Raw genomic sequence first — 24,437 nt, forward strand, 5'->3', positions numbered from 1 at the left:
ACAAGAGCACAGCCGGCCCCTGTCTTTTTATTATGAACCTTCCCCTGTAAAATTTCCAGAAATGAGTGTAACAGCTGCCCCCAGCGATCAGCGCAGCTTCTCCCATTCATCTTCGAGCATACTCATCTCCACCAGGGACCAATACGTGTTACCTACGAGACGGAGGTCTCTTTTCAACCCCTCCCGTTGAAAGCCCGCCCGCTCATAGCAGCGCAAAGCGGAAACATTAAAGTCAAAAACTCCCAGCGCCACCCGGTGCAGCTGTAATTCATCAAAAGCGGTGCGGCATACCTCCCTGACCATCCACTGTCCGAGCCCCGTACCGCGCATCTTCTCATCTCCGACGAGCACCTTGCCTATCCGGCCGGAACGATCATGATAATTAATAACTCCAAGTGATATATGGCCGACCGGCTCGCCCGTCGCCTGGTGCAGCGCAGTATAAATGAGCCGTTCAGGCTTATCCCCCTCCTGCTGTTTTCGGTACTCATCGAGCTGTTCTGCAGTCAGTGGGTATGTAAAAGCTTCTCCGCTCCACTGTTTTAAAAAATCAGCCGTTGGCACCCATTCGATTAACTTCTCATAATGTGCCTGTTCAAAGGGAACCAACTCCACCTCAGCCATTGCATTATTCAATTCAAACACCTGCCCCGTGGTAATGTTATCTGTCTATCATATGCGATACAGATAACAGCCCGCAACCATGTCCAGACAAAAACCAGCGCACATAGCGCCGGTTTCATTTAAAAAGCTTCTTCTTTGTTTAAGGAGGCGAATACGTCTATCCCCCTTGCCTCGAGACACTCAATTGCTTTTCGTACAGGCAGTTTTTCGAGCCCGAATTCATGCTGCACCACTTCCTCGATCTCTTCAATCGACTGCAGCTCTCTTTTTTCTGTAGTTCCATCGGGGTGATAAATGCGCACCCGATTATTTTTCAGCGTAATATTTCGCGTCGGCTGCCATATCTGCAGCCTCAACAGTGACATAAACATAGCGCCTTGCTGGTGGGAACGGGCAACCATTTCATCAAGATAGCTTTGGCTTCTTGGCAGCCCGGCGTCGAATACCCACTGGTCTTTTGTCAGCGTTCCTTTGATATACCGTTTAAATTCATACAGATTGTTTTCCTTATCCATTGGGCTGATCACAATTTTTTCGTCATGATATATATAAATATTCCGGTCGGATCTTTCCAGGCGCACCGGCGAAAAAATCGGTGCTGAAACGGCACAGTCCACGAGAATATGCTCGCTCTGCAGCCGGACAACAGTCGCGATATGCTCTGGCCCCATATTAATGTTATAAGCATCAAAGCCTAAATCCTGAAGTATAGCCGCCACCTTTTGATTAACGGTAAAGCACGTTCCGCCAAACTTGTATTTTTCAAAGTTATCGACGAAGCTCTGTGTGTCCGGGGTATAATTTTCCCAGGCATTTTCCTGGTAGTATATTAATTTGCTCACATTTTCAAACGGCAGAGTAAATAAATGAGCGTTCATGATTTTTGCCAGATAAGAAAAAGAAGGCTCCTCCACCGTCAAACGCAGGGCATTCAAATACCGCTTCGTGCTGTTTTTAACCATGTTCACCACTCCCATTTATCTGGATTATCTAAATATAATTTCTCTTGTCCGCCTATTTAGATGTTTATCATACCATTGTTTTCTGAAAATTTCGAGTAATCCAGCGACTCAAAAAGAAAAACTTTGTTAGGTTTTCTCTTATTTTCTTCTTTTAGCTATATTATCCCTACGCTTTTTTCCGTTGAACCCTGCTTTAAAGAAAGAATATGTAAGGTTAAATTACATTAGCGTAAAAAGAAGCCGTTCGCCGGCTTCTTTACTGGTCAGGCACTCGGATCCCCAAAGCGGTGACAAAGCTGATGGCATAAATTAAGGCCAGCACCCCAAAGGCCCATTCAACAGATACGGTTTGACTGACCGCGGTGCTAAGCACCGGGCCGATACTAGCACCGATAAATAAAATAAATGTATACAGCGAAGTCGCCACGCCTCTCACTTCAGCACCAACCTGATTGATTAGCGCAATAATAGCAGGCACAATTAACCCAGCACCGACCGTAAACAGCACGCTCCACGTAACCAGCAGCCACAAGCTGCCAGACACGACCATCAAGAGAAGCGACAGCGCCCCCACGCCAAGGCCGGCACGGAGAATAAACGGACTGCCCACCCGCCTGCTCCATCTGCCGGTAAAAAAAGCAACACTAATGCCGATCAATCCAGCTGCGCGAACATATAGAATATCGCCCTGACTTAACTCAAACGTTCCCTGCAGGTACTGGCCGAGCGAAGAATACATTCCGACAAAAACCATAAGCACAGAGAGCGTGACTAAAAAGCAGAGCATCAGGCTTTTATTTTTGACTGCTCTCTGCAGCTGAGAGAGGAAAGATGGTTTTCCGCCCGTTTTTCCTTTGGATGGGTCTACCGGAAGCAGTCGCCACATCAGCACGAAGGTGAGCACATAGACGAGGCCAAGCAGCAAAAAGGCCCAGTGCCAGTTGGCAGCCTGAACGGCAGCACTGCTCCACGTCTGGCCGAAAATCCCTGCAATTAAAAAGCCAGCACTGATAAAACCAATAACGGAGCCTCTTTTAGCCGGGGCAAACATATCTCCAATATATGCAAGCGCCACCGGCGAAAAGGAAGCAGCCGCGAGTCCCTGGAAGGCCCGGCCGATGAGCAGAGCAGAAAAGGTCGGCACCATACCGAGGAGAAGCGTTACAACGGCAAGTACGAGCAGGCCCGCCACAATAGTCCGTTTCCTTCCCACTCTTTCTGACAGTGGACCGTACACCAGGCAGCCAGCCGCAAAAAAGATTGAAAAAATACTACCCGCCCAGGCTGCTTCTCCAGCAGAAACTTGAAAGGCATCTGAAAATGTAAGTATCAGCGGAATGGTCATATACAAACTCGACATCACAATCAGCCCTGACCAGAATAAAAGCCCCGTCGTCAGTCGTTCTTTGCTAAATTCACTTGTTTCATACTGCATGCGTTGTTCCTTCTTTCCAGTAATAGTTTCCGGCGTGATGCTCCGTTTTATTTCTTCCATCAAAAGGAATAGTAACGAAGAGATCAAAGGAGGTAAATACTATGTATGACGTTATCGTAATCGGAAGCGGGTCGGCGGGCATGACCACTGCTGGAAGTTTAAATGAGGCCGGGTGGAAAACAGCGATCATAGACGAACGTCCTTTCGGCGGCACCTGCGCCCTGCGCGGATGCGATCCGAAGAAAGTGTTAATCCACGCGTCAGAGGTCCTCGAGCAGGCCCAGCGCCTGAAGGGCCTCGGCCTCGAAGGCAGTTTATCCATTCACTGGGAGGATTTAATGAATTTCAAACGTACTTTTGTCCAGGAAGTACCCGAAACAATTGAACAAAGCCTAAAAGACAGTGGTATTGATACCCTGCACGGGCGCGCCCGTTTCATCGATCGTGAAACGATAGAACTGGACGGCCGGCAGATTAAAAGTAAAAAATTTGTGCTCGCCACCGGGGCCAGTCCGGCGGAGCTTCCAGTTGAAGGAGCCGGGTACATGCTCAGCAGTGACGATTTTCTTGAGCTTGACCATCTCCCGTCAAGCATTGTTTTCATCGGTGGCGGTTACATTTCTTTTGAGTTTGCCCATCTTGCTAAACGGGCAGGCGCCGATGTTCATATTCTACAGCGCGGGGGACGTGCTTTAAAAGGATTTGATACTGAGCTTGTAGAAAAGCTGATCGACTACTCTGAATCTATCGGTGTTCATGTACATTTATACACCGAAGCAGCAGAAATAATTCCCGAAGGCCAGGGCTATAAAGTTCATGCTGAAAAGGAAGGAACTGCCGAAACGTTTTACGGCGATATTATCGTTCACGGCAGCGGCCGGACGCCAAATGTAAAAGCCCTGGAGCTGGAAAATGCCGGAGCTGCCTATGATGAGAAACACGGAATAACCGTCAACGAGTACCTTCAAAATACGACCAATGAAAATATTTACGCTGCAGGCGATTGTGCTGATACTTCCGGGAGCCCGTTAACCCCGTTAGCCGGATTTGAGGCAGGGTATGTTTCCACTAATCTGCTCGAAAACAACAGCACCCCCGTTCACTATGGCCCAATTGCTTCTGCAGCATTCACTGTGCCTGGCCTGACTGCAGTTGGGATGACCGGAGAAAAAGCTTCAGCCAATGGTTTGTCCATCGTCACCGAGGATGTCAGTTCCTGGTTTACGTACAAGCATAAAAACGAAAAAACGGCTTTTGTAAAATTGATTATTGATAAAGAAAGAGACACCGTGGTTGGCGCGCACGCATTGAACAGCGACGCAGCCTCCTTCATCAATTACATGACACTTGTCATTCAGCATGAAATCCCGGCGAGCTCCTTATCCCAAACGATGTTTGCTTACCCTACAAATGCTTCCGATCTTCAGTATTTCGTTTGACCTCTTTTGGGGAAAAATATATGCCGGGCTTCAACGTGGCCCGGGCTAAGATCAAGCAGCCCGTAGGAAAACATGGCCGCTTTTCGCTTATCCGTCGGCGACCCCGGGTTAAACATCAACGTTTTTCCGGCATAGCGCAGATAGGGAATGTGAGAATGACCGAAAATGATAATGTCTTTTTGGCCCGGGGCGAAGGCTTCCCCGGCCCTTTTTTCCGTCGTCCCCTTTTCACCATGACCGTGTACAATCCCTATACGCCATCCTTCCAAAACAATTTCCACCCTATCACTCACGAGAGCTTTGATATCCTCACCGTCAACATTTCCGTACACGCCGGCAACCGGGGCATACTGCTTTAATTCTTCCCATACTTCCGGGCTCTGCCAGTCTCCGGCGTGGATAATATAGTCAGCTGCATTGAATTCCGGGCGCAGCTGCCCGGGCCACTCTTTGGCCTTTTTCGGCATATGGGTGTCTGCAATTACCAGTACCCTCATCCAATCCTCCTCATAAAAAAGAGCTCCGAAGGTCTCGGAGCCCGTTTCTGTTATTCTGGATATTCCTGAACGTCTGAAGAATTATCCGTCGGCTCGGCCGGCTTGCGGACAATAGCCATGACGCCTGCCACAACGAGCAGAATAAAATGAACGATGGCAAATATATTGACTGCTATAAATCCCGCGATCGCCGCAAGGAAAAACAAAATGCCTGAAGCGACAGCACGTTTATTGCGTTTAAGCATAAAGACGCCCACCACTGCAAGAATCGTTGCGATCGCTGAAAAGATAATCAGGCTAATACCAATGGCAGTAAATTGAGCAGCCATATCTTGAGTATTCAATGTTTCTCCACCTTGCTCTTGAACCATCTGATTTGCTTCCTCCAAGGCAGAAGCATCTACAAATAGAAAAACAATTCCTAAAATAACCCCAAGGCCGCTTAAGACAGCCGCAATAATTCCAAGCGCTTTTTCTGCCGTACGTTTCACCATAGACGCACACTCCTCTTCATTTACTCTCAATATTTTTGTTCCCTGTCTACACTGGGATTCAAACAACTTTCCTTAACCGGTGACGCTGATTTCTCTCTTTTTGAACATCCATACTGCAAAACCCATGAAAATCAGCCAGTACACAATCAGGACGGTAACGGAAAAACCAAGCGTCATGCTTTCCACCGGCGGGCCGCTGCTGGTGAAATACTGGTTTAGATTCGTATTGGCAAACAGCAGATATTTCGGCCAGTTGTAGGCGATGGCCAAGGTGCTTGTTACACCCGCTCCCACCACATACAGCAGAACGCTGATAGCAATCGCCATTGCTTCACTGCGGAAAATGGCTGAAATAGCAAATGCGAGTGTGGCAAGCATGACGAAATTTACCGAGCCTGTCAGGTAGTCGATTGCAAGCGCAAGCACCTGCGGCCGTTGTTCGACCTCTCCGTCCGTGTAGATTAACTCTGTGGACGGCTCGCCAAATCCAAAGAAGAGGGCCCCCAGGACAAACGAGGCCCCAAACAGCAGCGCAAGCATACCTACAGCATACAGGATAACCGTAACGTATTTGGACATCAGTATCTTGATCCGGGACGGCGGACGCACCAGCAGAAGCTTAATCGTTCCGCTTTTAAATTCTGAGGAAATAATGGTCGCTGCTACGATGATAACGAAAATACTCAATAGATCGAGTAAAGCAGTATTTGTGCTCATGAACGACCAGACGCTTTCTCCAGTTGCGCTCTGCGGCGGCAGATCATTTTGAATGCGGTATTCGTTCTCCGCGATCCTCTGCTCGTAAAATCCCTCTGCAGCACCGCTGTCCTCGAGTGCCTGACGATCTTCAACAATTTGCTGCTCCAGCTGAGCCTTCCACTGCGCTTCCGACGGCAGCTCATCCGCAGATGGCTGGTTGGTGGCGGCATAGATAAGAACGCCTACTACTCCAACAAGCAGAATGGCTGCCATTACCCACGTACTGATGCGCCAGAAGAGCTTCATCCATTCGTTTTGAATCAAACGGATCATGAGGAATCCTCCTTCGACGTTGCCTGAAGAAACCGGTCTTCGAGCGTTTGTCTATCTTCTTTTGCTTCATACAAGTCAAACCCGGTTTCCATTAAATAGCGCAGAAGAGCAGGCACTTTCTCTTTTTCTATGTATACCGTCAGCCGCTGGTCTGCTTCTTCTATTTTCAGATCGGGATAAGCTTCTTTTATTATCTGCACAGCCGCTTCCGTTCTTTCCGGCCCAACGTCAACCCGGTACGGCAGCAGGCGTCCTTCCCCTTGCGAGAAACGCTGATCTTCAATGTTAATCAATTGACCGTCCTGAATAATCGCAAAACGGTCGCACATGAGCTCCATCTCCGACAACAAATGACTCGAAACAATTACCGCAAGTCCTTCCTCCTCCGCAAGCCGGCGCAGATAAGCCCTCACCATTCGAATCCCTTCCGGGTCCAAACCATTCGTCGGCTCATCCAAAATCAACAGCTTCGGCCGGTGAAGAAGAGCCTGGGCGATACCAAGACGCTGCTTCATTCCTAAAGAAAACGTCCGTACTTTTTTCTTTTTCACGTGCCCGAGCTTTACCAGATCAAGCAGCTCGTCAATGCGCCCGTGAGATACTTTTCCATTCATGCGGGCAAAATGAATCAGGTTTTTTTCTGCCGACAAATGATTGTACATTTCCGGGTTTTCCACAATGGCTCCAACCTGCTTAATTGCCTTCGCATATGATTTCTGAATACTGTGACCGTCAATAAGGATGTCTCCCGACGTAATGGGGGAAAGCCCTACCATCATACGAATTGTGGTCGTTTTGCCAGCGCCGTTCGGCCCAAGAAAACCAAACACTTCACCCGGCTCAACAGAGAACTGCAGTCCCTGAACAATTTCTTTACCGCGAATACGCTTATGTACGTCATTCACTTCTAAAATCGATGACATGGTTTCCTCTCCTTAATTATCTGCATTCAACCCGTTCATTTTCCTATTTTTGGAACGAAGGTGTCAATGTTTTCTTTCAATTTTACGTGAAAGATATACATACGTTTCAAAAAAGCCGGAAACCACTGGGAGGGCTCCGGCTTAAAAAATTTATCTGCTGAACGTCAGCTGCTTTTTCCATCTGCGGCTGATCGATTTGATGCTTTGGCGCCACTTCCCGGTCTCTTGCTCTTCCAAATTCCACTCAGCCCCGGCTGCAAGGAACAGCTCCACCGCGTCCTTCCAATCGCTCCAGCCTGCAGCATCGCTGTGAAAAAGCAAATAACCATCCGGCCGCACAAGCATAGACTCCCCCGGTCCGATTAATCGGCGGAAATCCCTGCTTAAATATCTTTCACTCCAACACAGAATATCATCAGGCTGCCCCATTGTTGGTGTCGGTGCCACTAATGCAGGCTGTACCATGTCACCAAAATACGGGGCAGATTTGCGGAGCCAACGCTTGATAAACGCGTATTCTTTATCAATCCGGCTGCCGCTCGTCCGCATCACAAATAAAAACTTCCCTTCCTGCAAATGTTCATATAATCTGGTTGTTTGGTTTTCAAAATCTGTCAGTACTGCATCCGGCACCCGGTCTCCCGGGCGCAGAACCCCTTCACGCCTGAGCTCTTCTTTTAGGGCCGGCGCAGATGCCCGGTATCGTACAGACAAATGTGACAGCCGCCGGATAAAGGCTTCGGGGAGCCGTTCGATCATTTCTACTATTTTCAGCGTACGGTCTCTTGCCTGTACAGCGACAGGCTTATGAACGGTCAGGCTCCGGATCGTCCAATCTGTTGTGCGGTTAACTTTTTTTGCGACCGGAAGCCGCTCGGCTTCATATGAATCAAGCAGTGTTTCCGGGCATGCCCGGACGCATACCATACCAAGCTTCCAGCTTAAATTAATACTATCCTGAATACCGAGGTTTACACTCTGGCTAGTCATCGGGTGATGAGCATGGGCAGCTTCACCTACTAAAAAGACATCCCCTGCACGAAATTCTTTCGCCTGATGGAAAACAGCCTGCTTCGACTGCATATTTACTGTCGTTTGCATTGGAAGGATATGTCCGGTGATTTTCTGGTAAAGTTCCTGCAGAGAGACTTCCGTATTCTCCCGTCGGGCATTGGGCTTGCCACGGTCGACCATCATAACCCTTGCCTGATGACCGGGAAGGTCTACAGCAAACATAATCCCTCTTTTATTAAATGTCATGGTCGGAGCATTATTTGTCAGCTGCTGCTTTGTTTGAACATCCGCCATCATTAACTCCGAGCCTTTATCCATTTTGCATTTAATGGCAGCCAGCTGCCGCACAGCGCTTTCAATTCCATCAGCTCCAACAATATAATCAGCCACCACCCGCTCGTCCATATTGTTTGATTCAATTATCGCTTCTGTTTTTAATCCGTTCTGTTTTAGGTGCGTAATGCGCGCCCCCCATTCCACAGACGTTTTCAGCAGCGCACGCCGCAACACACGCTGCATATCACAGTTAGCCATCGATAGTACTAACGGATAATACGATTCTTTTTTTAAAAAATCAAAGGCAGGGGTAAAAATCTTTTTTCCTTCGTAATTGAATTCCAGGGAACGATAGGCCGCCCCTGTCTCCATTAATGGTTTTGCCAGGTTAATACTATCGAGCAGTTCAAGCGTTCGTGCATACAGGAGCAGCGCTTTTGGTTCATGGGCAGGAGCTTTCTCTGCTTCAAGCAGCCGGACGTCTACATCGTAGCGCTCCAGAGCTCGTGCCAGCACAAGTCCTTCAATACTTGCTCCGACGATAATTATATTAGTATGAGTCGTTATCATTTCCCCGGACCCCATCCTTTCAAAGCTCCTTATGCACAGTTACCCGTTTTGATTCATACCCGATTTTCTTATAAAAAGCTTCCGCTATATAATTCTGCGCCAAATAGTCCAGCTCAAGCCTGTCTGCCCCGTAGTCACGCGCTACGTATTCCGCTTCTTTCATTAAAAAAGCTCCAATGCCCTGGCCCTGATGCTGCTCTTTCACTACGATCTGGTAAATATAGCCGTAATGTGAAGGTCTTTTAAAATCATTTCCTTTTTCTTTGCGTAATTCAAGCCAAACGTAGCCGAGCGGCTCTTCGTCTTCGACAGCAATAAAAAACATGTGGCAGTCGTCCGCCAGCTTGTTTTCAAAATACACCTGGGCTGAAGGCTGATCGTAAGGAAAAAACAGTTCAGGATGAAGGTTTACGTGCCATTCATGCAGCGATTGGTTCAGCCGGCTGAGCAGCGCCGGGTCTTCCGTTCTTTTAATATACATAACCACGCCTCCTTTTCAGTATCCTACTTATCCTTTTCCATTACTACCTTCTTTCCGGACTTTTCCATATCCTTCTCCTGCCAATAAAAAGGATCCATGGGCACGACCAATGTATGATTTTTATACATATCTGGAGAAGGCTGTATGAATAGATTACCATTATTATACATAATTCTGTTCGCCATGTTGGCATTTACAATATATTATTTTTGAATTGGAATAGATTAAACTTTTCTCCCGGCCAGTGGCGGGAATAGGAGAAGCATTTTTGAAAAGCAAAAGCCGCTTAGCTGAGACTGAATACGCCGCAGCCATTGAAATCACCGGGACCAATAATAACCATGGGATTGTAGAAAATCTGTGATGTGTATGCTTGACACTCTTTCGCTGTCTTTATCATACCATGCGCTCAGACACTTTCGTCTGGTTTTTAAAATATGGAAGCTGGGTCCCGGGATTTTTTACATAAAAAAATCCCGTGCCTAAAAGGCACGGGAGCAAGTTGTGAGTGGATGATGCATAAAATTGAAATCGGTGATTGCGCAAAACGCTGGTACTGCTTACGCTTCTTCTTGTGGTACTTTATAGCCAAGTCCTTCTGCAATACGACGGCCGTAATCCGGGTCCGCTTTGTAGAAGATTTCCAACTGGCGTTTAATAATTTCTTCTTTACGGACTGGTTTCATGTGGCCTACAAATGCATCAACGAGACGTTGCTTTTCGTCTTCGCTCATCATGCGGTACAAGTCGCCAGCCTGCGTATAATGATCGTCGTCAGGATAAGGAGTGCTTGCCACCTTGCCTTCTACGTCAAACGGGCTGATTTCGGCTGCAGCGTCTTCAGTCGGTCCGCCGTAGCTGTTCGGTTCATAGTTTTTCGAACCGCCGCCGTTGTCGTCTGTACGCATGAAGCCGTCACGTTGGTAGTTGTTTGTGCCGCTTACTGGTTTGTTAACCGGAATTTGTTCATGGTTGGCACCTACGCGGTAACGGTGGGCGTCAGAGTATGAGAACAAGCGTCCCTGCAGCATTTTGTCCGGAGAAGCCTCGATACCAGGAACGAAGTGTCCAGGTGAAAACGCAGCCTGCTCTACTTCTGCGAAGTAGTTTTCAGGGTTTTTGTTTAATGTCATACGGCCGACTTCCACACGCGGATAGTCTTCTTTCGACCAGATTTTTGTTACGTCAAACGGATCCCACTTGTACGTAAGCGCGTCTTCGTAAGGCATAATTTGTACATACAGCGTCCAGGAAGGGTAGTCCCCTTCTTCAATAGCGTTGAATAGATCTTCTGTATGATAGTCCGGGTTTTCTCCTGCCATCTGATTTGCAGTTGGCTCGTCCAGGTTTTTAACGCCCTGGTCACTGACAAAGTGATACTTTACCCAGAATGCTTCTCCCTGATCGTTAACCCACTTGAACGTGTGACTGCCGTAACCGTTCATGTGGCGCCATGTTGCCGGAATACCACGGTCACCGTGCAGATACGTGATCTGGTGCAGCGATTCTGGAGAAAGGGACCAGAAGTCAAAGGCCATATCCGGATCTTTCAAGTGTGTCTGCGGATCACGTTTTTGGGTGTGAATGAAATCCGGAAACTTAATAGCGTCACGGATAAAGAAAATCGGTGTGTTGTTACCTACGAGGTCGTAGTTACCTTCTTCTGTATAGAATTTCACTGCAAAACCGCGCGGGTCACGTACGGTGTCTGCTGAACCGGATTCGCCCGCCACTGTAGAAAAACGGATGAACATTGGTGTTTCTTTGCCTTTTTCACTTAAGAAATCAGCTTTAGTATATTTGGAAATTTCGTCGTTTGTCACTTCAAAAACACCATGCGCGCCGCCGCCTTTTGCGTGTACAACACGCTCAGGGATACGCTCACGGTTAAAGTGAGCAAGTTTTTCTAAAAGGTGTACGTCCTGAATAAGAGTAGGACCTCTAGTACCTGCTGTCAACGAGTTCTGGTTATCTCCTACAGGAGCACCTGAACCGGTTGTTTGTACATTTTTACGATCAGCCATGCTTTCATCACCTCTTAAGTATTTTCATATTCCATATGATAACATAACCCACATAAAAATCAATATTATTTTATAACAATTTTAATCTGGAGTTTAACTCTTTTACTATTTTATACTTTAAAAGCAGCTTCAAGCCTTTGAATACCGGCTTTTTTATCGACTCAATTGAATATCTACTTTCTTAATTGAAAATGAGAGCGGCTCTCGAACTCTCTGGGCGAAAGAGCAAGCTTGTACGTTGGGTAATCGTGTTCTGCTCTTTTTACTTACCTTTATTCCAGAAATTCTCTGATTTCTTTGACGAAGCGTTCATGTTCTTCAACATTTATGCCATGGCCTGAATGTTCATATTCCACGAAACGGCAGGCAGGAATAAGGTCAGCTATTTCTTTTCCATATTCCGGAGGGTTTAACCCGTCATATTTCCCGCTGAGCACGAGCGATTCTGCCTCTACAAAAGGCAGCTGGGCACGAAAATCGAACCCCTTCAAAGCATCGGATGCCGCCTGCTCCTGCTCAGCATTCAGCTCAACCGCCCGGCCCTCGATCTGCTTTGACCAATCCCGCACTTTACCAATATCGTGATAGATATACATCGAGGCTTTCTCTAATTTTTCCTGGTGGGAAAGACCGCTCAATTCAGCTTCGTGCTCCGCAAACAAACGGGCAGTGGACGATGTTCTACCGTGTGCTTTAGGTGCTGTTAAAACGAGTTTTACTACTCTTTTCGGAGCTTCGACAGCTACGCCCTGAGCAATATAGCTGCCCATTGAAACACCAACGAGATGAGCTGATTCAATATTAAGCTCATCCATCATTCGCAGCACGTCCTGTATGTGATCTTCCAATGTATACACTTTAGGCTTGTCCGACCTTCCGTGCCCTCTCATATCCAGGGCTATAACACGGAATTGTCCTTTTAACTGATTCATTTCACGTTCAAACATTGTATGGTCCCCAGTCAGGCCGTGCAAAAAAATGACAGGAAAGCCCTGGCCGGCTTCTTCATAATACAGAGTAACTTTGTCCGCACTGCTCATCGTCGCCATTTCTTCCATCCCTTCTAACTACTACATTGGGAAAATTGTACCATAGGACATTTCCGGAGTGGTAGCTCGAAGCGCTTTTATATCCACTCCTTATCGGCAAAATAATTATCCTCCAGTGCTGGTTCCCACCAGTAATTAAAGACCCCCTCGGCCGCCAAACTGCTTCTTTTCCATGTCCGGGCCCGCGCTGCCACCTCCCCCGGCTGCACATTATCCACCCTCCAGGAGGCGCCTCCGATAAAAATATTCTGTCCCGTCGCCTGCCTACGGTTCAGAGAGCGGGCAAAGTCTGCTTCAGGACTCGCCCCCTTTTCAAACTCCTTATGTATTCTGTTTTCTTCCTTCAAACTATTGTACACTAATGACAGATGGAAAAAAGATGTATAAATGAAAGCGGGGAATGACTATTATGAACCCTATGCGGCTGTTACCTTTGTTTACTTCGCCACGAAAAACGTACAAACAATTAAGCGATGACCCCAGGCTCCACCTCACAGCTCTGTTAGTCATTATTATCGCAGGGCTTTCTCAAGCCTTCGCCCAGAACACACGCGACATGTCTCCGCTCGAGACCAATTCTGCCCTGTATACCACCTTGGCAGCTGCCGGAGTAATTGCCGCCTTCCTTCTATTTCAAATCATCACCTTTTACTTGAACGGACTGATTTTAAAGCTTGTTATATTAATGTTCCAGGGCAGAATAAAAGCCCGCGAAGCCCGCACGATTTACGGGCTCTCCCTTTTTCCTCAGGCCTTTATTTTTCCGCTCATTTTTTTGCTTTTTCTTGGCCAGCTGGGAGGCGGCAACGACACAGTCACCATGCTTACAGGAGTCGCAGCGGCCCTCGTTACGGCAGCTTCTGTTTGGACTGTTGTTATCCAGGTGAACTTAATCTCCGCTGCATCCGGCTTCTCCGGCGGCAAATCTTTCGGGGCATTTGTCGTTTTCGCCTTGTTATTAACTCTTCTTATTTTTATTATTGTCCTGCTCTTAGCCGTAACCGCCATCTTCACTTTCGGCGTCTTTTCCGGTTAAACTACAAAACAGCTGCGCTTAAAAAAGACGCAGCTGTTCGTAATTCACTGTTTTGTAAACTTTACCTCTTCCTCCTGTCACCTCTCCCGGGCCGTAAAATTCCGAGGCGGTGACTCCGAGCAGACGGACAGGCTCTCCTCCGGAGGCGCCTTCTTCGAGCAAAAGATGAAGGGCTTCAAGCAGCTCCGCACGATCATTGCTTGCGTGCTCAAGAGTGGCCCGGCGGGTAATTTGCTGGAAATTCGCAAATTTTATTTTCAATACGATACATTTAGTCCTGATGCCGTCTTTTGTCAGCCGCGCAAGCACCTGATCAAGCAGCTCTTCAATGACCGGAAGCATATCCTGCACAAGCAGAAGATCCTGGGAGAGCGTGGTTTCTTTTCCGAGCGACTTTCGCTCTCTCTCCGGGTTTACCGGACGTTCGTCGAGCCCCCGGGCCTGACGGTAAAAAACGTGGCCCTGCTTATGAAACAATTCCACGAGCCGCTCTTCGCTCAGCTGCTGTAAATCTTCTCCGGTCTGAATGCCGAGCGAATCGAATTTCCGTTTGGTCACTTTTCCCACCCCCCGGAAATCCCCGATGGGAAGAGCTTTCACAAAAGCATCTGCACGATCCGGAGTAATTACCGTCAGGCCGTCCGGCTTATTGTAATCTGAAGCGGTTTTTGCAAGAAATTTATTGTATGAAACACCGGCTGAGGCAGTGAGACCGGTTTTTTGATAAATCCTTCTCCGTATTTCCTTCGCTGCGTGCGTAGCAGACGGCATGTTCCAATGGTTTTCCGTCACATCCAGATAAGCTTCATCAAGGGAAAGGGGCTCCACTAAATCTGTACAGTCGTGAAATATGCCCATGAGTTCACGTGAAACTTCCCTGTATTTTTCCATATTTCCTTTAATAAAAATGGCTTGTGGACATCTTCGGTATGCTTCATAGGAAGACATGGCTGAGTGAATACCATATGGCCTGGCTTCATAAGAGCACGTAGCCACCACCCCTCTTGACCAGGGAGAACCTCCAACTACCAGGGGCTTGTTTCGCAAATGGGGCTGATCGCGCTGTTCAATAGATGCAAAAAAAGCATCCATATCAATATGAATTATTTTTCGGAGTTTTTGTCTTTCCTTCTTCATTTCCTACGCCCCCTTATGCGCGCAGCTTTCTGTTTCTTCTATTATACCGTTTCCCAACGCCTTTCACAAACGTATGTTCTTGTTTGATGCCGAGTAAAAAGTTTTCCTGAGGCAGGCTACAGGCCTTTCCATTGCGTTCTAAGGCACTTTGATATACTATCATAACCGTACAAACACAACGGCGTCGTACTACAAGCATGCCCGATTGGAGGAATGTATATGAATTATGAAGTTCAGATTTTCACCCAGCCCAACTGCTCCTCCTGCGCTAAAGTCAAAGGCTGGTTTCAGGAAAACCGCATTTCTTATATTGAGAAAGATATTGTAAACGACCCTCAGGCGAACCAGGAATTCGGCGCATTAAATGAAAAATTTGTTCCTATCACTATTATTACTGCAGATGACAAAAGACACCAGGTTGTTGGCCCAAATCTTAAAAAAATAAAAACGATTGTCACAGCTACAGGCATTTCCGGCCAAAGCCACTAATGCCATTAGCGTACTGCGCTGGTTTTTACGCCAGTGCTTTTTTATATTATCGAGGATGAAAGCATACAAACCTCTTTTCGGCACAGCACAGAATTAAACCCTCCTGTGCCACCGTTTAAATAAAGAGGCTTGCCAGTTTATTCCCGGGGGTAAACAACAATAACAGGGAAAATCTGTGTAGAGGGGGAGTGAGATTTGTGCCTACAGTGCTTTTTGTCCTGACAGTAATTGTTGCCGGCATAATCCTGGCTTCTATTGGTTTTTATTTCCTTCGTAAATTTTATGACAAATTATAAAGAAGGACCGTTCACTGGATGAACCGTCCTTCCTTTGGCATTTTAATATTTTTATTTTTAGCAGCCAGCTTTTCCAGAAATAATGCTTCGTCCTTCGGCGTTATATGCTGGTGACGGGCCCCTTCCTGGTAAACCACCTTCAGCCTCTCCGGTGTCGCTCCTTTAATCCATCCTGGCACTTCCTCCACCCGCTCAATTGAATCGTAAGGAATTCGCAGGCGTATCAGAAGAGATGCATGAACCGCCAAGTGCTCTTTACGCAGTTCATATTTTGTGAAAAACACAATCTGGGTAATTAAAATAATAATAACTGCGTCCACTATAGCCCGCAGAATAGTCCCCGGACCGCCGTCGTACATAAACAGGGCCTGAAAAATGGAATAACCCAACAGTACGATGGCTATGACCGCAAACGCGGACAACAGTCTGCTTCCTTTCGCTCGAAACACCATTCGCTGGTCTCCTCTAATTTTTTTTATCAGTGTCATTCGGTTTTAATCCATACTTATAAACAATCGGCATCAAAATTATTAAAAGCATCGAATTCGTGAATAACGGCAGAGAAATCGCGTGCGCTTCTGTTACGACTCCAATAAACGAAACAATCAATACCGGAGCTGTCGCTACCAGAATAGTGATTAATTCGCGTTTTGCGCTCCATAACTGTCTGCTGTCCGCTATCGATAAAATAAGCATCCAGTACACCATGAACGCAAGCGGCATCATAGCGTCGATAAGCGGCTGGTCCAGCACAAAAAAGAAGACCAGGCGCACAGTCGAAAGTATGGATAAAATGACAATAATCAGTTGACGAAATGACGACTCCACGATGTATTCGCTCCCTATTTCCTGCTTTTTGCTGTTCTGGGCTTCGCAGCAAACAACGCAAGGCCCAGAACGGTCCCCATCACACATTTCACTCTGCTATTCTTCCTTCCATTACGTGCGGAATTCCAAATAGACTCCATTTGGGTCCTGCACCGTCTCTGTATTTTCCGCTCCCTGAATAACCACTTTTTCAAGCTCGAATGCACGCTTTTCCTCCCAGGAAGGCACCACCGCTTCTGCACCCAGAACAGTCAGCCAATCATCTGAATCATACGGCTCGGGGCTCGTAATGACGACGGACTGCAGTTCTTCTTTTCCGCCGATAGGGAGCTCTTTAGCCCAATCCAGCTGAATCTTCGGGCCGGTGGACGGCTGCAGAAAGGTTCTGCGTTCTTTTTTGTTAACGCCCCATCCGTGTTCTTTTGCACGCTGAAGAACGCTGGCATGCTCTTCGTTGTTTACACGGTAGCCAAAGTAGCCGAACGTATTTATCCTTCCCGCACCGAAGGTAACCCGGACCTGGCCAAGACTCATTTCTATCATCCGAAACGTTAACCCTTTATGACGGAAATCATCCCACATAAGCGGAGGGTCGTAACGCTTGATGCGGTAATTTTCCAGCGCAAAGCGTCCCACTACTTCAAACCCGTGGCTGCTGTAAAATGATTCTGTTTTTTCTATTTCTGTCGTCCAAAAATGGTAATGGAACAGTTCCATATTGTTCACCTCTAATGTCCTTCTGCAAGCCGGCTGTGCTCGTGCTGGAAATAGTTTTTGTATTTTGATTTTAAGGCTGGTTCGCTTTTTTCGGCGTTCCCTGATGAAACACAAGCTCCCAGCCTGAATTCGTCTTTCGCCATATAGAGCTCCGCAGCGAGGTGCCCAGTTCGCTCGTTACCGTATAGGTCGCTAAATATAAATGTTCCGAAAGCGGTTTTGTTTTATAGTCAGCTACTGCTCTATGCACGGGACGCTCCTCCTCCAGGCCGAAAATCACATCCTCCCGGGTGAAAATCCGGCCGGACGCTCCGATTTCCTGGAAGTCTTCTGCCAACAGCCGGCTCACTTCCACCGCTGACCGCCGAATACTCGGCTTTAATAAGTCTTCCTCGAGCTGGCGTATGTCTTCCATCCATTTCCACCCTCCTTGTCGGCACGATCTGAGCACACGTAAAACCCGCATCTATATCAAATGATACGGGTTTTTCCACAAACTTTTCAACTTTTATTACCGATTCATAATGATTATTTTGGTTTTCAGCTGATGAAACCGATGAAAAAGCTGCCCGTTATGAATATTTATTAACGATATCAATTACCAGGCGTGCTTCCTCGAGCGGGATTTGTCCCGGGGCGGAGCTCTCTTTTCCAGAAGCAAATATCATCATAGAGCCAAATGAATGCCCAACCAGGCGGGAAGCGATCCCAGCAGGGCCCATGGCCATTGCTGCGGTACAAATAGTCAACTTTTCGCTCAATTCAGCAAGCACTCCTAAAAGATTCAATACGTCTGATTTACGGTTTGGCATAACCGCCATTTTTACAATGTCCGCCCCGTTTCTTTCAGCCTCTTCACCCCAACGATTCATTTCACGGGCTGCCGGCGTTCTTGAGAAATCATGATGTGAAATTAACATTTTCACTCCGCATTCCCTGGTTTTTTGATAGACAGCTGCTATATGTTCACTGCTCATTCTGCCTTCTATATCCACTATGTCTGTATTTTTTGAATGTACTGCCTCTAAAATTAACTCTATCGTTTCTTCATCAGTCAGGCGGCGGTCAGCACCGCCTTCCTGGGCAGATCGAATAGTAAATAAAAGCAGGCACCCCGGAGCTTTTTGCTTCAGGATCTGCAGCACCTGACGCACAGCTTGTATGTCTTTTAAATTCTTAAAATGGTCAGCGCGCCATTCAATGGCATCCGCCTGCGCTAAGTTTATCGTTTGCAGCTCTTCAACTAAATTTTCTGTCGTCTCTCCTGTTAAAGGCACGCAGATCATCGGCCGAGAAGCACTGTAGGATTTGTTTCCTATTTGCAGCGTTTGATACTTTCGATTGGTCATATGCTCCCCCACTCAAATGATAAATGTTTAGATCGTCTCCATATATGTAACTAATATGCTATCATACTCTTGCGTGTCATCAACTGGAAATTGGAGGAACAGCATTTGCGCTTATACATATATTCTTTATTAATCTTCGTATATATTCTTTCACAGTTTTTGTCTATACCGGGCTTTTCTTTATTTACCGGTATACTTGCAAATATTGTTATATTTATTTCCCTGTTTTTTGCGAAAGGGCTGTTCTTTTATTCCGGTATTGCCTTCTACGCCATCGGGACTATTTTATTTTTTCAGACCGGCGCTTCCTGGCAGGATTATTTTCTGTCGTTTCAAACAATGCTCGGCATTCTTTCATTCTTTTTCATGCTTCCCTTTCTCAATTCAGTCATACGGGTAGGGAAGTACGATCACGGCCTTCGAAAATTTATGGAACAGGGCGCAGATACCGTTACTCAGTTGTACAGGCGGAGTTTCTTTGTATGCCATGTGCTCGGGCTTTTTTTAAATATTGCTACATTTGCTGTATTGATGCGCACATTGGACCGGACCTTCACCTCGATTCCTCAAAAAGTAAAAGCAAAGTTTTATACACAGAACCTGCTCCGGGCTTACGCCCTTTGTCTCGCCTGGAGCCCCCTGGAAATCATGGTTATTACAGCTTTAAATATAACCGGACAAAGTTACATTTACATTTTCCCATTTATTATTACGATCGTTATCATAGTCATTTTGTTTGATATTCTGACAGCTTCTTTTAAGTATCCTAAATTGCGCCTCCAGTCTGAAGATGATCAGGCTGATCACTCCGGCACCACTGGCAGAAAGATCAAACAGTTGATCGTTTTGCTTTTGCTTCTCGTCACCTGTGTCAGTATTGTTAATCAGTGGTCCGGTTTTGATTATTTATTTACTCTCGTTTTGTTTATTGCTCCTGTATCTTTTTTATGGGCAGCTTTCATTAAACGCCTGCGCCGATACGCCTTTTTTGCTTTTAACCAATGGAAGACAAGAACCAAAGGGATGGCGAATTTCTTTTTCATGTTTTTGAGTGCCGGACTATTCGTTCAAATGCTTGCAGGGACTTCTCTATTTGAGCTACTGCAGCAGCTGTTCACGTCCATGCATCAGCAGGTTTTTATTTTTTACCTGCTGGTTGGTGCTTATTTTCTCATTTCAAGCTTTATCGGCTTTCACCCGCTTGTGTCTGTTATTCTGCTGGCAGAAATTATTGCTCCTTCACTTGCAGACCTCCAAGCGATCCCACTGGCTCTTGTTCTCATTGTCTGCAGCTTAAGTCCTGTCATGTTCAGCCCGTTTAATATTTCTGTTTCCATCGTCGGTTATCATCTCCATACCAACCCGTACCGGCTGGGCTTGTGGAATCTGCCGTTTGTGATTGGATACATGCTGTTTACGATGAGCTTCGCCTATATTCTTCAGCTCCTCATGTAGTGCCTGGTTTTTACTTTTGCTGAAAACTGTATTATAATCACGGTACATTTCGCTGACTACCTCATTTTATTAACGAAAGAGTGCAGACATATGATGATAAAAGAAAAATCTTTACGGGAAAAAAGCATAGTATTTATAGGCTTTATGGGGGTTGGTAAAACAACCATTGGAAGATTGGTCGCTCAAAATCTATACAGATCCTTTATTGATATCGATGAACAGATTGAAAAAAAGTTCCAAATGCCTGTGCCGGATGTATTTAAATTGCTCGGGGAGCCTGCGTTCAGGGAGAAGGAGAAAGAACTGGTGAATAAATATGCCAATCAAAGCTTGAAGGTTATTTCTCTTGGCGGCGGAGCTTTCATGCAGGAAGAAATTCGGGATGTTTGTTTAAACAACTGCACTGTTTTTTATCTGGATATGCCGTGGGATTCCTGGAAAGAGCGCATTCACCTGCTAATGGCGGACCGCCCAGTTCTTCAAGGACGTTCGCTCGAAGATATTGAAGAATTATTCTATAGCAGGCAGGCGGCTTACGCCAGCCATCATTCCAAAGTGACTATCGGCAAAGACTCCCCAGAAGAAATAGCAGATTATATTACTAATTCCTTAAAAACAGCCTGGAAATTATACGAATAAACAAGCAAAGCTCCAGCCGACGATTTAAATGCGGCTGGAGCTTTTTGACTGCTATTCATCTGCATCAATCGTATTATCACGCTGCAATTTCCACTCTTTAAAGTCCTCCAGGTCCTTTTGCACCTGTTTAAAGACAAACGAGATAACGGCGGCATCATCAATCAGGCCGCCTGGAAGAAAGTCCGGCACCAGGTCAATTGGAGATACAAAGTATATGAGACCCGCAATAATGGCTACAATCGATTTGTACGGCACATGCTGGTACTCTTTTTTCCACCAGGCACGGAGCATTTCGAGCATCAGCTGCAGTTCCTGCCATACGTTTTTCAGCGGACTCTGGTTTTCATCCGCTTTTTCTCTCGCCTGACGCAGCAGTTTCTCCGTCTCTTTTGGGTTCTTCGCGTATTTTTTTGCCCGTGGATTCAAGCGCCTTAAACGCTCCTTCAGCGTTGATTCGTCAATATTTTTCTTTCTTAAAAAGCTCCGACGCTTTTTCTCTTTTGCCATGTCCCAAGCTCCTTTATTAGTTAATATGGATATGTACCGCTTCTCCGGAGAGGAACCGGCGTCCCCGGAGGAAGCTTTCCTGCAGGATATCGCCTGTTTATTCCAGGCGGTCCTTATCCCGCTGTTTGATTTCTTTTCGGTATTCTTCCATTTCTTCCTTCGATGGCAGCGTTCGTGCTTTCATATTATATTCCATTTGAAGCTTCGGTGCGTTTTCGCCTTTTCCAAACGTTCGTTCTTCTGTACGCTGAACCTGCGACTTCTCCTGGTTCTGCAGGTCCTGTACCAGTTGGCCGATATCTTTAGACAGATCACGGAAAATCACGTACGTTCACCTCACTTTTCGGCTTTGTTTTTATTCTGTGCTGTCGCCTGCTGCTCTTCGCTTTCCGTCTGCTGGTTATCTTCGAGCTGCTCGACCCGCTCAAGCAGACGCTGGTTTTCTTCTTCGAGCCTTTTAGCATTGGAAGAATAGTGCGGGTCTGTTTCCCACCAGTCGATGCCCATTTCTTTTGCTTTATCCACCGAGGCGACGACCAGCCGGATCTTAATTGTCAAAAGCTCCACATCTGCAATATTTACTTTAATGTCCCCGGCAATGACGACGCCTTTATCCAGTACTGTTTCCAAAATGTCTACGAGACCGCCTGACGGTCTTTCCATTTGCTCGGGCACTGAGCGTTGTACAGGTTTTTCAGCCATAACATAATCCCTTCTTTAAACCATATTTTGAAGCCTACAGTAAGTTTCCTAAAGGTCCAAGATCAATGTTCAAATCTTCTGTCGTAAGGCCAAAGATTTCTTTCATTTCTTCCATCTTGTCTTCCAGCTGCATGAGCGCTACACCAAGCTGCTCGACTTGCTCCTCTGTTAAATCGCCGCCTTCGACTCTTCGCATCGCTTGGCGCTCCACCAGCTCACGCAGCAGCTCCACTACCGTCATCACCAGCTGTGTGAGACCTTCTTCTGCTTTGTCTGGATCTAATGATATGCGCCCGGTCGGCTGCTGGGCTTCCGTTACTTGCGGATTATTATTTTCCATCTGTATTCGGCCTCCTTTATTCGACTTGGGAAGGTTCTGAAGAATTAGAAACAAATTCTTTCTGCGTCTTCAATTCCGACTGTCGCAGGGTTTCTACAGAAGCGATTAGTACGCGTAAATCCAAATAAACAAGGTCAATCCCTGCAATGGATATCGTTAAATCGCCTTGAAGCACAACCCCTTTATCCAGCACGGAGTCCAAGACGTCGAGCAGGGAAACTTCCCGGTTTTTAAGAGTGTCCTGGGGCATTTTGTTCCCTCCTGTCTGTCAGGCCTGAAAAATGAAATGCTGGCCATGGGCCTGTACACTCTAAATCCATTCCGGTCTCTTCTGCTTCTTCTTTTTCCTGACGCTTTTCAATTAATTGAATAAACGCCTCCCGGTCTTTCGAGTGAATCAGATATACGGCGTTCCATGCCATTTCTTTTTCCCGGTCTGTGACGCGTTTTTCCCAATTCTTTTTTATTTCCGTGCCTTCGCTCCGGGCGGCTAACTCATCATGAAACGATTGGCAGTGCTTCTCAATCTGTTCGTCTGCCTGCGCTTCAATAAACTGGTCCATTTTCTTTTTTTCAAAAAAGCGCCGGCCAGCCGGCATCGCTTCAAGCTCTGCTTCCTTCGCCTGAATTTCTTCGCTGTTCTGCACGACGGCTTCAGTGAACAGCTGCTGATCAGCGTAAGTTTTGACGTTCCATTCTTCTTTGCCCTTCAAATAAGAAAGCTGAGCCGTTACGCTCTCGTGATATTTTTCAATCATTTCCGCAAGGTTTGCTTCCTGTTCAAAAATCGTGCCGAATTTTAACGGGATCGTGGTATAGCGATCATGCAGCTGGTTCATCGTTTCATGATGGTGAAAGGCTTTTGCCTGCAGCCATTCCATTTTTTCTACATTCTTTTGCAATTTTTCCTGGGAAAATTCTTCTTCCGGAACATGGGTTACTACTGCAGTAATACTGCCATGTTCAATAAAGCTGATATTATTGCCCGGCTCCATGCCTTCCATTGGCTCCATAGGAGCTTCCTCATATTCGCTTGTGGGAATCAAGGCATACAAATACAAAAGAGCCGGTGCGCCCGAGTTTGTCTGCACTGCCGGTTCACTCCTTTAATCCTTTTCCTCTAACTCTTCCCGTAATTCTTCCTGTTCAATCTGCTTCGCTCTGCGATACCGTTGCAGCAGCTCTTCCTCCTGCTCTGTGAAGGCATCTTCAGATATTTCTTCCATTTCATACATGATCTGCAGATTGGCGAGTTTTTTTTGAATTTGGCGGACATCGAAGTATTCTTTATCCGCCTCTTCTTTTACCTTTTTACCAGCCCAGACGACCGTATCGAGCGGCCAGGTAAATAATTTATGAATCATACGCTGTTCCCTGCCTTTATTTTCAGGTCAATGAAGTTGTATGCCGGCCATGGACCCGTATACTTGAAATCAGCGTGTTCGTTCCAGTTATTAAAAATTTCGTTTACTTTTGCATCAAACGCTTCTTCGTTTTCTTTATCTATTAAAAAGGCGGCATTCAACAGCATCCGCTCATTAATTACTTCGTTGCTTTTGGCTGCGTTAGCGATTTCTGCGAGCGGCTGGAAAACTTCTTCCTCAAAGCGCTCGTGCAGCCGTATCATGAATTTCTGCGCCGATTCTCCGAGCTGCATGCGCTCGTAATAGCTGGCGTTTTTACCTTTCGTATCCGTTTTTTTGCGCAGGTCTTCCATCCCCGGCTCCTGACGGATTTGTTCATTCAGCCATTCTTTCTTTCCGATAATTTTAAGCCCAACTTCCATTTTGCCGCGTATCTTCGGAAAAATTTCTTCAAATTGATCCTGCAGCTTTTCCATTAAAGCAAAAACTTCTTTTTGGTCCTCAAGGACGTTCCCAAAACTCATCGGAATGACATCGTATTCTTCCATTACTCTGGCCACTGTATCTTGATGAGCCCGCAGGTTTTTCCTCGTTGGATCATAAATCTGCATCGGAGCTTCTGCTACCACCATCGCCTCCTGCCCGCGCTGGAGGGTATAAATTTTTCGCTCTTTGCCCTCGAGTTCCACGGTACCGAAGGTTGGTTTTTCCGTAGTTTCAATAACCCCAAACATATAAATTCCCACGGTTACTTTGCC

Annotated in this window: 31 protein-coding genes; 5 read left to right on the forward strand and 26 right to left on the reverse strand. The window is 46.5% G+C overall.

Annotation, left to right across the window (positions count from 1 at the left end; genetic code table 11):
• Positions 1-87 precede the first annotated feature (87 nt).
• The 3 genes from ACTTK6_RS06635 to ACTTK6_RS06645 all read right to left on the reverse strand — a co-directional run bounded on the left by ACTTK6_RS06635 (position 88) and on the right by ACTTK6_RS06645 (position 3,021).
• Positions 88-624, reverse strand: a complete 537-nt coding sequence (locus ACTTK6_RS06635; protein WP_079476974.1) for a GNAT family N-acetyltransferase — start codon at positions 622-624, stop codon at positions 88-90.
• 119 nt (positions 625-743) lie between these two features.
• Positions 744-1,586 (reverse strand): arylamine N-acetyltransferase, encoded by an 843-nt coding sequence (locus ACTTK6_RS06640; RefSeq protein ID WP_462833022.1) that lies wholly within the window; start codon positions 1,584-1,586, stop codon positions 744-746.
• A 256-nt stretch (positions 1,587-1,842) separates the two neighbouring features.
• A complete protein-coding gene (locus ACTTK6_RS06645) occupies positions 1,843-3,021 on the reverse strand; it encodes an MFS transporter (RefSeq protein WP_462833023.1) in 1,179 nt (392 codons plus the stop codon).
• 101 nt (positions 3,022-3,122) lie between these two features.
• On the opposite strand from ACTTK6_RS06645, the gene ACTTK6_RS06650 reads away from it, so the two are divergent.
• Positions 3,123-4,460 carry a dihydrolipoyl dehydrogenase family protein gene (locus ACTTK6_RS06650; RefSeq protein WP_462833024.1) on the forward strand — a complete coding sequence of 446 codons (1,338 nt, stop codon included), beginning with the start codon at positions 3,123-3,125 and terminating at the stop codon, positions 4,458-4,460.
• On the opposite strand, the gene ACTTK6_RS06655 is transcribed toward ACTTK6_RS06650, so the two are convergent.
• The 9 genes from ACTTK6_RS06655 to ACTTK6_RS06695 form a co-directional block, all read right to left on the reverse strand.
• Positions 4,445-4,957 carry a metallophosphoesterase family protein gene (locus tag ACTTK6_RS06655; RefSeq protein ID WP_462833025.1) on the reverse strand — a complete coding sequence of 171 codons (513 nt, stop codon included), beginning with the start codon at positions 4,955-4,957 and terminating at the stop codon, positions 4,445-4,447. The genes ACTTK6_RS06650 and ACTTK6_RS06655 overlap by 16 nt on opposite strands.
• Before the next feature lie 50 nt (positions 4,958-5,007).
• On the reverse strand, positions 5,008-5,451 hold the full coding sequence (locus ACTTK6_RS06660) for a DUF4064 domain-containing protein (protein ID WP_079475256.1): 444 nt from the start codon (positions 5,449-5,451) through the stop codon (positions 5,008-5,010).
• Positions 5,452-5,523: 72 nt separating this feature from the next.
• Positions 5,524-6,483, reverse strand: a complete 960-nt coding sequence (locus ACTTK6_RS06665; protein ID WP_079475255.1) for an ABC transporter permease — start codon at positions 6,481-6,483, stop codon at positions 5,524-5,526.
• Positions 6,480-7,406, reverse strand: a complete 927-nt coding sequence (locus ACTTK6_RS06670) for an ABC transporter ATP-binding protein (RefSeq protein ID WP_094908253.1) — start codon at positions 7,404-7,406, stop codon at positions 6,480-6,482. The genes ACTTK6_RS06665 and ACTTK6_RS06670 overlap by 4 nt, the downstream gene beginning before the upstream one ends.
• 150 nt (positions 7,407-7,556) lie before the next feature.
• Positions 7,557-9,266: an FAD-dependent oxidoreductase gene (locus ACTTK6_RS06675; protein WP_462833026.1), complete on the reverse strand. Its 1,710-nt coding sequence runs from the start codon at positions 9,264-9,266 to the stop codon at positions 7,557-7,559.
• Between the two features lie 19 nt (positions 9,267-9,285).
• Positions 9,286-9,747: a GNAT family N-acetyltransferase gene (locus ACTTK6_RS06680; protein WP_462833027.1), complete on the reverse strand. Its 462-nt coding sequence runs from the start codon at positions 9,745-9,747 to the stop codon at positions 9,286-9,288.
• A 560-nt stretch (positions 9,748-10,307) separates the two neighbouring features.
• Positions 10,308-11,771 carry a catalase gene (locus ACTTK6_RS06685; protein WP_462833028.1) on the reverse strand — a complete coding sequence of 488 codons (1,464 nt, stop codon included), beginning with the start codon at positions 11,769-11,771 and terminating at the stop codon, positions 10,308-10,310.
• A gap of 272 nt (positions 11,772-12,043) precedes the next feature.
• Positions 12,044-12,820 (reverse strand): alpha/beta fold hydrolase, encoded by a 777-nt coding sequence (locus tag ACTTK6_RS06690; RefSeq protein ID WP_094908300.1) that lies wholly within the window; start codon positions 12,818-12,820, stop codon positions 12,044-12,046.
• A 77-nt stretch (positions 12,821-12,897) separates the two neighbouring features.
• A complete protein-coding gene (locus ACTTK6_RS06695; protein WP_462833029.1) occupies positions 12,898-13,167 on the reverse strand; it encodes a hypothetical protein in 270 nt (89 codons plus the stop codon).
• A 53-nt stretch (positions 13,168-13,220) separates the two neighbouring features.
• Here ACTTK6_RS06695 and ACTTK6_RS06700 point away from each other — a divergent pair, with 53 nt between their 5' ends.
• Positions 13,221-13,856 (forward strand): YIP1 family protein, encoded by a 636-nt coding sequence (locus ACTTK6_RS06700; protein WP_462833030.1) that lies wholly within the window; start codon positions 13,221-13,223, stop codon positions 13,854-13,856.
• Between the two features lie 18 nt (positions 13,857-13,874).
• Here ACTTK6_RS06700 and dinB read toward each other — a convergent pair whose 3' ends face one another.
• Entirely contained in the window at positions 13,875-14,993 is a 1,119-nt protein-coding gene (gene dinB, locus ACTTK6_RS06705) for a DNA polymerase IV (RefSeq protein ID WP_462833031.1), read from the reverse strand.
• A gap of 219 nt (positions 14,994-15,212) precedes the next feature.
• Between dinB and ACTTK6_RS06710 the strand changes: the two genes are divergently transcribed.
• Positions 15,213-15,482 carry a glutaredoxin family protein gene (locus ACTTK6_RS06710; protein ID WP_158219110.1) on the forward strand — a complete coding sequence of 90 codons (270 nt, stop codon included), beginning with the start codon at positions 15,213-15,215 and terminating at the stop codon, positions 15,480-15,482.
• Positions 15,483-15,789: 307 nt separating this feature from the next.
• On the opposite strand, the gene ACTTK6_RS06715 is transcribed toward ACTTK6_RS06710, so the two are convergent.
• The 5 genes from ACTTK6_RS06715 to aroD all read right to left on the reverse strand — a co-directional run bounded on the left by ACTTK6_RS06715 (position 15,790) and on the right by aroD (position 18,672).
• Positions 15,790-16,230, reverse strand: a complete 441-nt coding sequence (locus ACTTK6_RS06715; RefSeq protein ID WP_179124049.1) for a PH domain-containing protein — start codon at positions 16,228-16,230, stop codon at positions 15,790-15,792.
• Positions 16,231-16,243: 13 nt separating this feature from the next.
• On the reverse strand, positions 16,244-16,606 hold the full coding sequence (locus ACTTK6_RS06720; RefSeq protein WP_143745409.1) for a hypothetical protein: 363 nt from the start codon (positions 16,604-16,606) through the stop codon (positions 16,244-16,246).
• 111 nt (positions 16,607-16,717) lie between these two features.
• Complete coding sequence (locus ACTTK6_RS06725; protein WP_462833032.1) at positions 16,718-17,332, reverse strand: hypothetical protein; 615 nt, start codon at positions 17,330-17,332, stop codon at positions 16,718-16,720.
• A gap of 61 nt (positions 17,333-17,393) precedes the next feature.
• Complete coding sequence (locus ACTTK6_RS06730) at positions 17,394-17,738, reverse strand: nuclear transport factor 2 family protein (protein ID WP_158219112.1); 345 nt, start codon at positions 17,736-17,738, stop codon at positions 17,394-17,396.
• Between the two features lie 157 nt (positions 17,739-17,895).
• Positions 17,896-18,672, reverse strand: coding sequence for a type I 3-dehydroquinate dehydratase (gene aroD / locus ACTTK6_RS06735; RefSeq protein WP_094908263.1), 777 nt, complete (start codon positions 18,670-18,672; stop codon positions 17,896-17,898).
• Positions 18,673-18,777: 105 nt separating this feature from the next.
• Here aroD and ACTTK6_RS06740 point away from each other — a divergent pair, with 105 nt between their 5' ends.
• On the forward strand, positions 18,778-20,127 hold the full coding sequence (locus tag ACTTK6_RS06740; protein ID WP_462833033.1) for a hypothetical protein: 1,350 nt from the start codon (positions 18,778-18,780) through the stop codon (positions 20,125-20,127).
• A gap of 90 nt (positions 20,128-20,217) precedes the next feature.
• Positions 20,218-20,766 (forward strand): shikimate kinase, encoded by a 549-nt coding sequence (locus ACTTK6_RS06745; RefSeq protein WP_079475241.1) that lies wholly within the window; start codon positions 20,218-20,220, stop codon positions 20,764-20,766.
• 51 nt (positions 20,767-20,817) lie between these two features.
• On the opposite strand, the gene ACTTK6_RS06750 is transcribed toward ACTTK6_RS06745, so the two are convergent.
• From ACTTK6_RS06750 to ACTTK6_RS06785, 8 genes are all read right to left on the reverse strand, one after another.
• A complete protein-coding gene (locus ACTTK6_RS06750) occupies positions 20,818-21,273 on the reverse strand; it encodes a YkvA family protein (protein ID WP_079475240.1) in 456 nt (151 codons plus the stop codon).
• A gap of 97 nt (positions 21,274-21,370) precedes the next feature.
• Positions 21,371-21,598, reverse strand: coding sequence for a hypothetical protein (locus ACTTK6_RS06755; RefSeq protein WP_462833034.1), 228 nt, complete (start codon positions 21,596-21,598; stop codon positions 21,371-21,373).
• 11 nt (positions 21,599-21,609) lie between these two features.
• Entirely contained in the window at positions 21,610-21,936 is a 327-nt protein-coding gene (locus tag ACTTK6_RS06760; RefSeq protein ID WP_198951236.1) for a gas vesicle protein, read from the reverse strand.
• A 73-nt stretch (positions 21,937-22,009) separates the two neighbouring features.
• Complete coding sequence (locus ACTTK6_RS06765; RefSeq protein ID WP_079475237.1) at positions 22,010-22,315, reverse strand: gas vesicle protein K; 306 nt, start codon at positions 22,313-22,315, stop codon at positions 22,010-22,012.
• Positions 22,316-22,331: 16 nt separating this feature from the next.
• The gene (locus tag ACTTK6_RS06770) at positions 22,332-22,565 is read right to left on the reverse strand and encodes a gas vesicle protein (protein WP_079475236.1); all 234 of its coding nucleotides are present in this window, start codon (positions 22,563-22,565) and stop codon (positions 22,332-22,334) included.
• On the reverse strand, positions 22,546-23,406 hold the full coding sequence (locus ACTTK6_RS06775) for a GvpL/GvpF family gas vesicle protein (RefSeq protein WP_079475235.1): 861 nt from the start codon (positions 23,404-23,406) through the stop codon (positions 22,546-22,548). Before ACTTK6_RS06775 ends, ACTTK6_RS06770 begins: the two co-directional genes overlap by 20 nt.
• A 15-nt stretch (positions 23,407-23,421) precedes the next feature.
• Positions 23,422-23,679, reverse strand: coding sequence for a gas vesicle protein GvpG (locus ACTTK6_RS06780; protein ID WP_079475234.1), 258 nt, complete (start codon positions 23,677-23,679; stop codon positions 23,422-23,424).
• Positions 23,676-24,425, reverse strand: coding sequence for a GvpL/GvpF family gas vesicle protein (locus ACTTK6_RS06785; protein WP_233133271.1), 750 nt, complete (start codon positions 24,423-24,425; stop codon positions 23,676-23,678). The genes ACTTK6_RS06780 and ACTTK6_RS06785 overlap by 4 nt, the downstream gene beginning before the upstream one ends.
• Positions 24,426-24,437 lie beyond the last annotated feature (12 nt).

The organism is Marinococcus salis (assembly GCF_054971365.1).

Excerpts from the sequence above, each read along its gene's own strand:
- ACTTK6_RS06635 (WP_079476974.1), bottom strand. The coding sequence starts at position 624 with ATGGCTGAGGTGGAGTTGGTTCCCTTTGAACAGGCACATTATGAGAAG.
- ACTTK6_RS06640 (WP_462833022.1), bottom strand. The coding sequence starts at position 1,586 with ATGGTTAAAAACAGCACGAAGCGGTATTTGAATGCCCTGCGTTTGACG.
- ACTTK6_RS06645 (WP_462833023.1), bottom strand. The coding sequence starts at position 3,021 with ATGCAGTATGAAACAAGTGAATTTAGCAAAGAACGACTGACGACGGGG.
- ACTTK6_RS06650 (WP_462833024.1), top strand. The coding sequence starts at position 3,123 with ATGTATGACGTTATCGTAATCGGAAGCGGGTCGGCGGGCATGACCACT.
- ACTTK6_RS06655 (WP_462833025.1), bottom strand. The coding sequence starts at position 4,957 with ATGAGGGTACTGGTAATTGCAGACACCCATATGCCGAAAAAGGCCAAA.
- ACTTK6_RS06660 (WP_079475256.1), bottom strand. The coding sequence starts at position 5,451 with ATGGTGAAACGTACGGCAGAAAAAGCGCTTGGAATTATTGCGGCTGTC.
- ACTTK6_RS06665 (WP_079475255.1), bottom strand. The coding sequence starts at position 6,483 with ATGATCCGTTTGATTCAAAACGAATGGATGAAGCTCTTCTGGCGCATC.
- ACTTK6_RS06670 (WP_094908253.1), bottom strand. The coding sequence starts at position 7,406 with ATGTCATCGATTTTAGAAGTGAATGACGTACATAAGCGTATTCGCGGT.
- ACTTK6_RS06675 (WP_462833026.1), bottom strand. The coding sequence starts at position 9,266 with ATGATAACGACTCATACTAATATAATTATCGTCGGAGCAAGTATTGAA.
- ACTTK6_RS06680 (WP_462833027.1), bottom strand. The coding sequence starts at position 9,747 with ATGTATATTAAAAGAACGGAAGACCCGGCGCTGCTCAGCCGGCTGAAC.
- ACTTK6_RS06685 (WP_462833028.1), bottom strand. The coding sequence starts at position 11,771 with ATGGCTGATCGTAAAAATGTACAAACAACCGGTTCAGGTGCTCCTGTA.
- ACTTK6_RS06690 (WP_094908300.1), bottom strand. The coding sequence starts at position 12,820 with ATGGCGACGATGAGCAGTGCGGACAAAGTTACTCTGTATTATGAAGAA.
- ACTTK6_RS06700 (WP_462833030.1), top strand. The coding sequence starts at position 13,221 with ATGACTATTATGAACCCTATGCGGCTGTTACCTTTGTTTACTTCGCCA.
- dinB (WP_462833031.1), bottom strand. The coding sequence starts at position 14,993 with ATGAAGAAGGAAAGACAAAAACTCCGAAAAATAATTCATATTGATATG.
- ACTTK6_RS06710 (WP_158219110.1), top strand. The coding sequence starts at position 15,213 with ATGAATTATGAAGTTCAGATTTTCACCCAGCCCAACTGCTCCTCCTGC.
- ACTTK6_RS06715 (WP_179124049.1), bottom strand. The coding sequence starts at position 16,230 with ATGGTGTTTCGAGCGAAAGGAAGCAGACTGTTGTCCGCGTTTGCGGTC.
- ACTTK6_RS06730 (WP_158219112.1), bottom strand. The coding sequence starts at position 17,738 with ATGGAAGACATACGCCAGCTCGAGGAAGACTTATTAAAGCCGAGTATT.
- aroD (WP_094908263.1), bottom strand. The coding sequence starts at position 18,672 with ATGACCAATCGAAAGTATCAAACGCTGCAAATAGGAAACAAATCCTAC.
- ACTTK6_RS06745 (WP_079475241.1), top strand. The coding sequence starts at position 20,218 with ATGATGATAAAAGAAAAATCTTTACGGGAAAAAAGCATAGTATTTATA.
- ACTTK6_RS06750 (WP_079475240.1), bottom strand. The coding sequence starts at position 21,273 with ATGGCAAAAGAGAAAAAGCGTCGGAGCTTTTTAAGAAAGAAAAATATT.
- ACTTK6_RS06760 (WP_198951236.1), bottom strand. The coding sequence starts at position 21,936 with ATGGAAAGACCGTCAGGCGGTCTCGTAGACATTTTGGAAACAGTACTG.
- ACTTK6_RS06765 (WP_079475237.1), bottom strand. The coding sequence starts at position 22,315 with ATGGAAAATAATAATCCGCAAGTAACGGAAGCCCAGCAGCCGACCGGG.
- ACTTK6_RS06770 (WP_079475236.1), bottom strand. The coding sequence starts at position 22,565 with ATGCCCCAGGACACTCTTAAAAACCGGGAAGTTTCCCTGCTCGACGTC.
- ACTTK6_RS06780 (WP_079475234.1), bottom strand. The coding sequence starts at position 23,679 with ATGATTCATAAATTATTTACCTGGCCGCTCGATACGGTCGTCTGGGCT.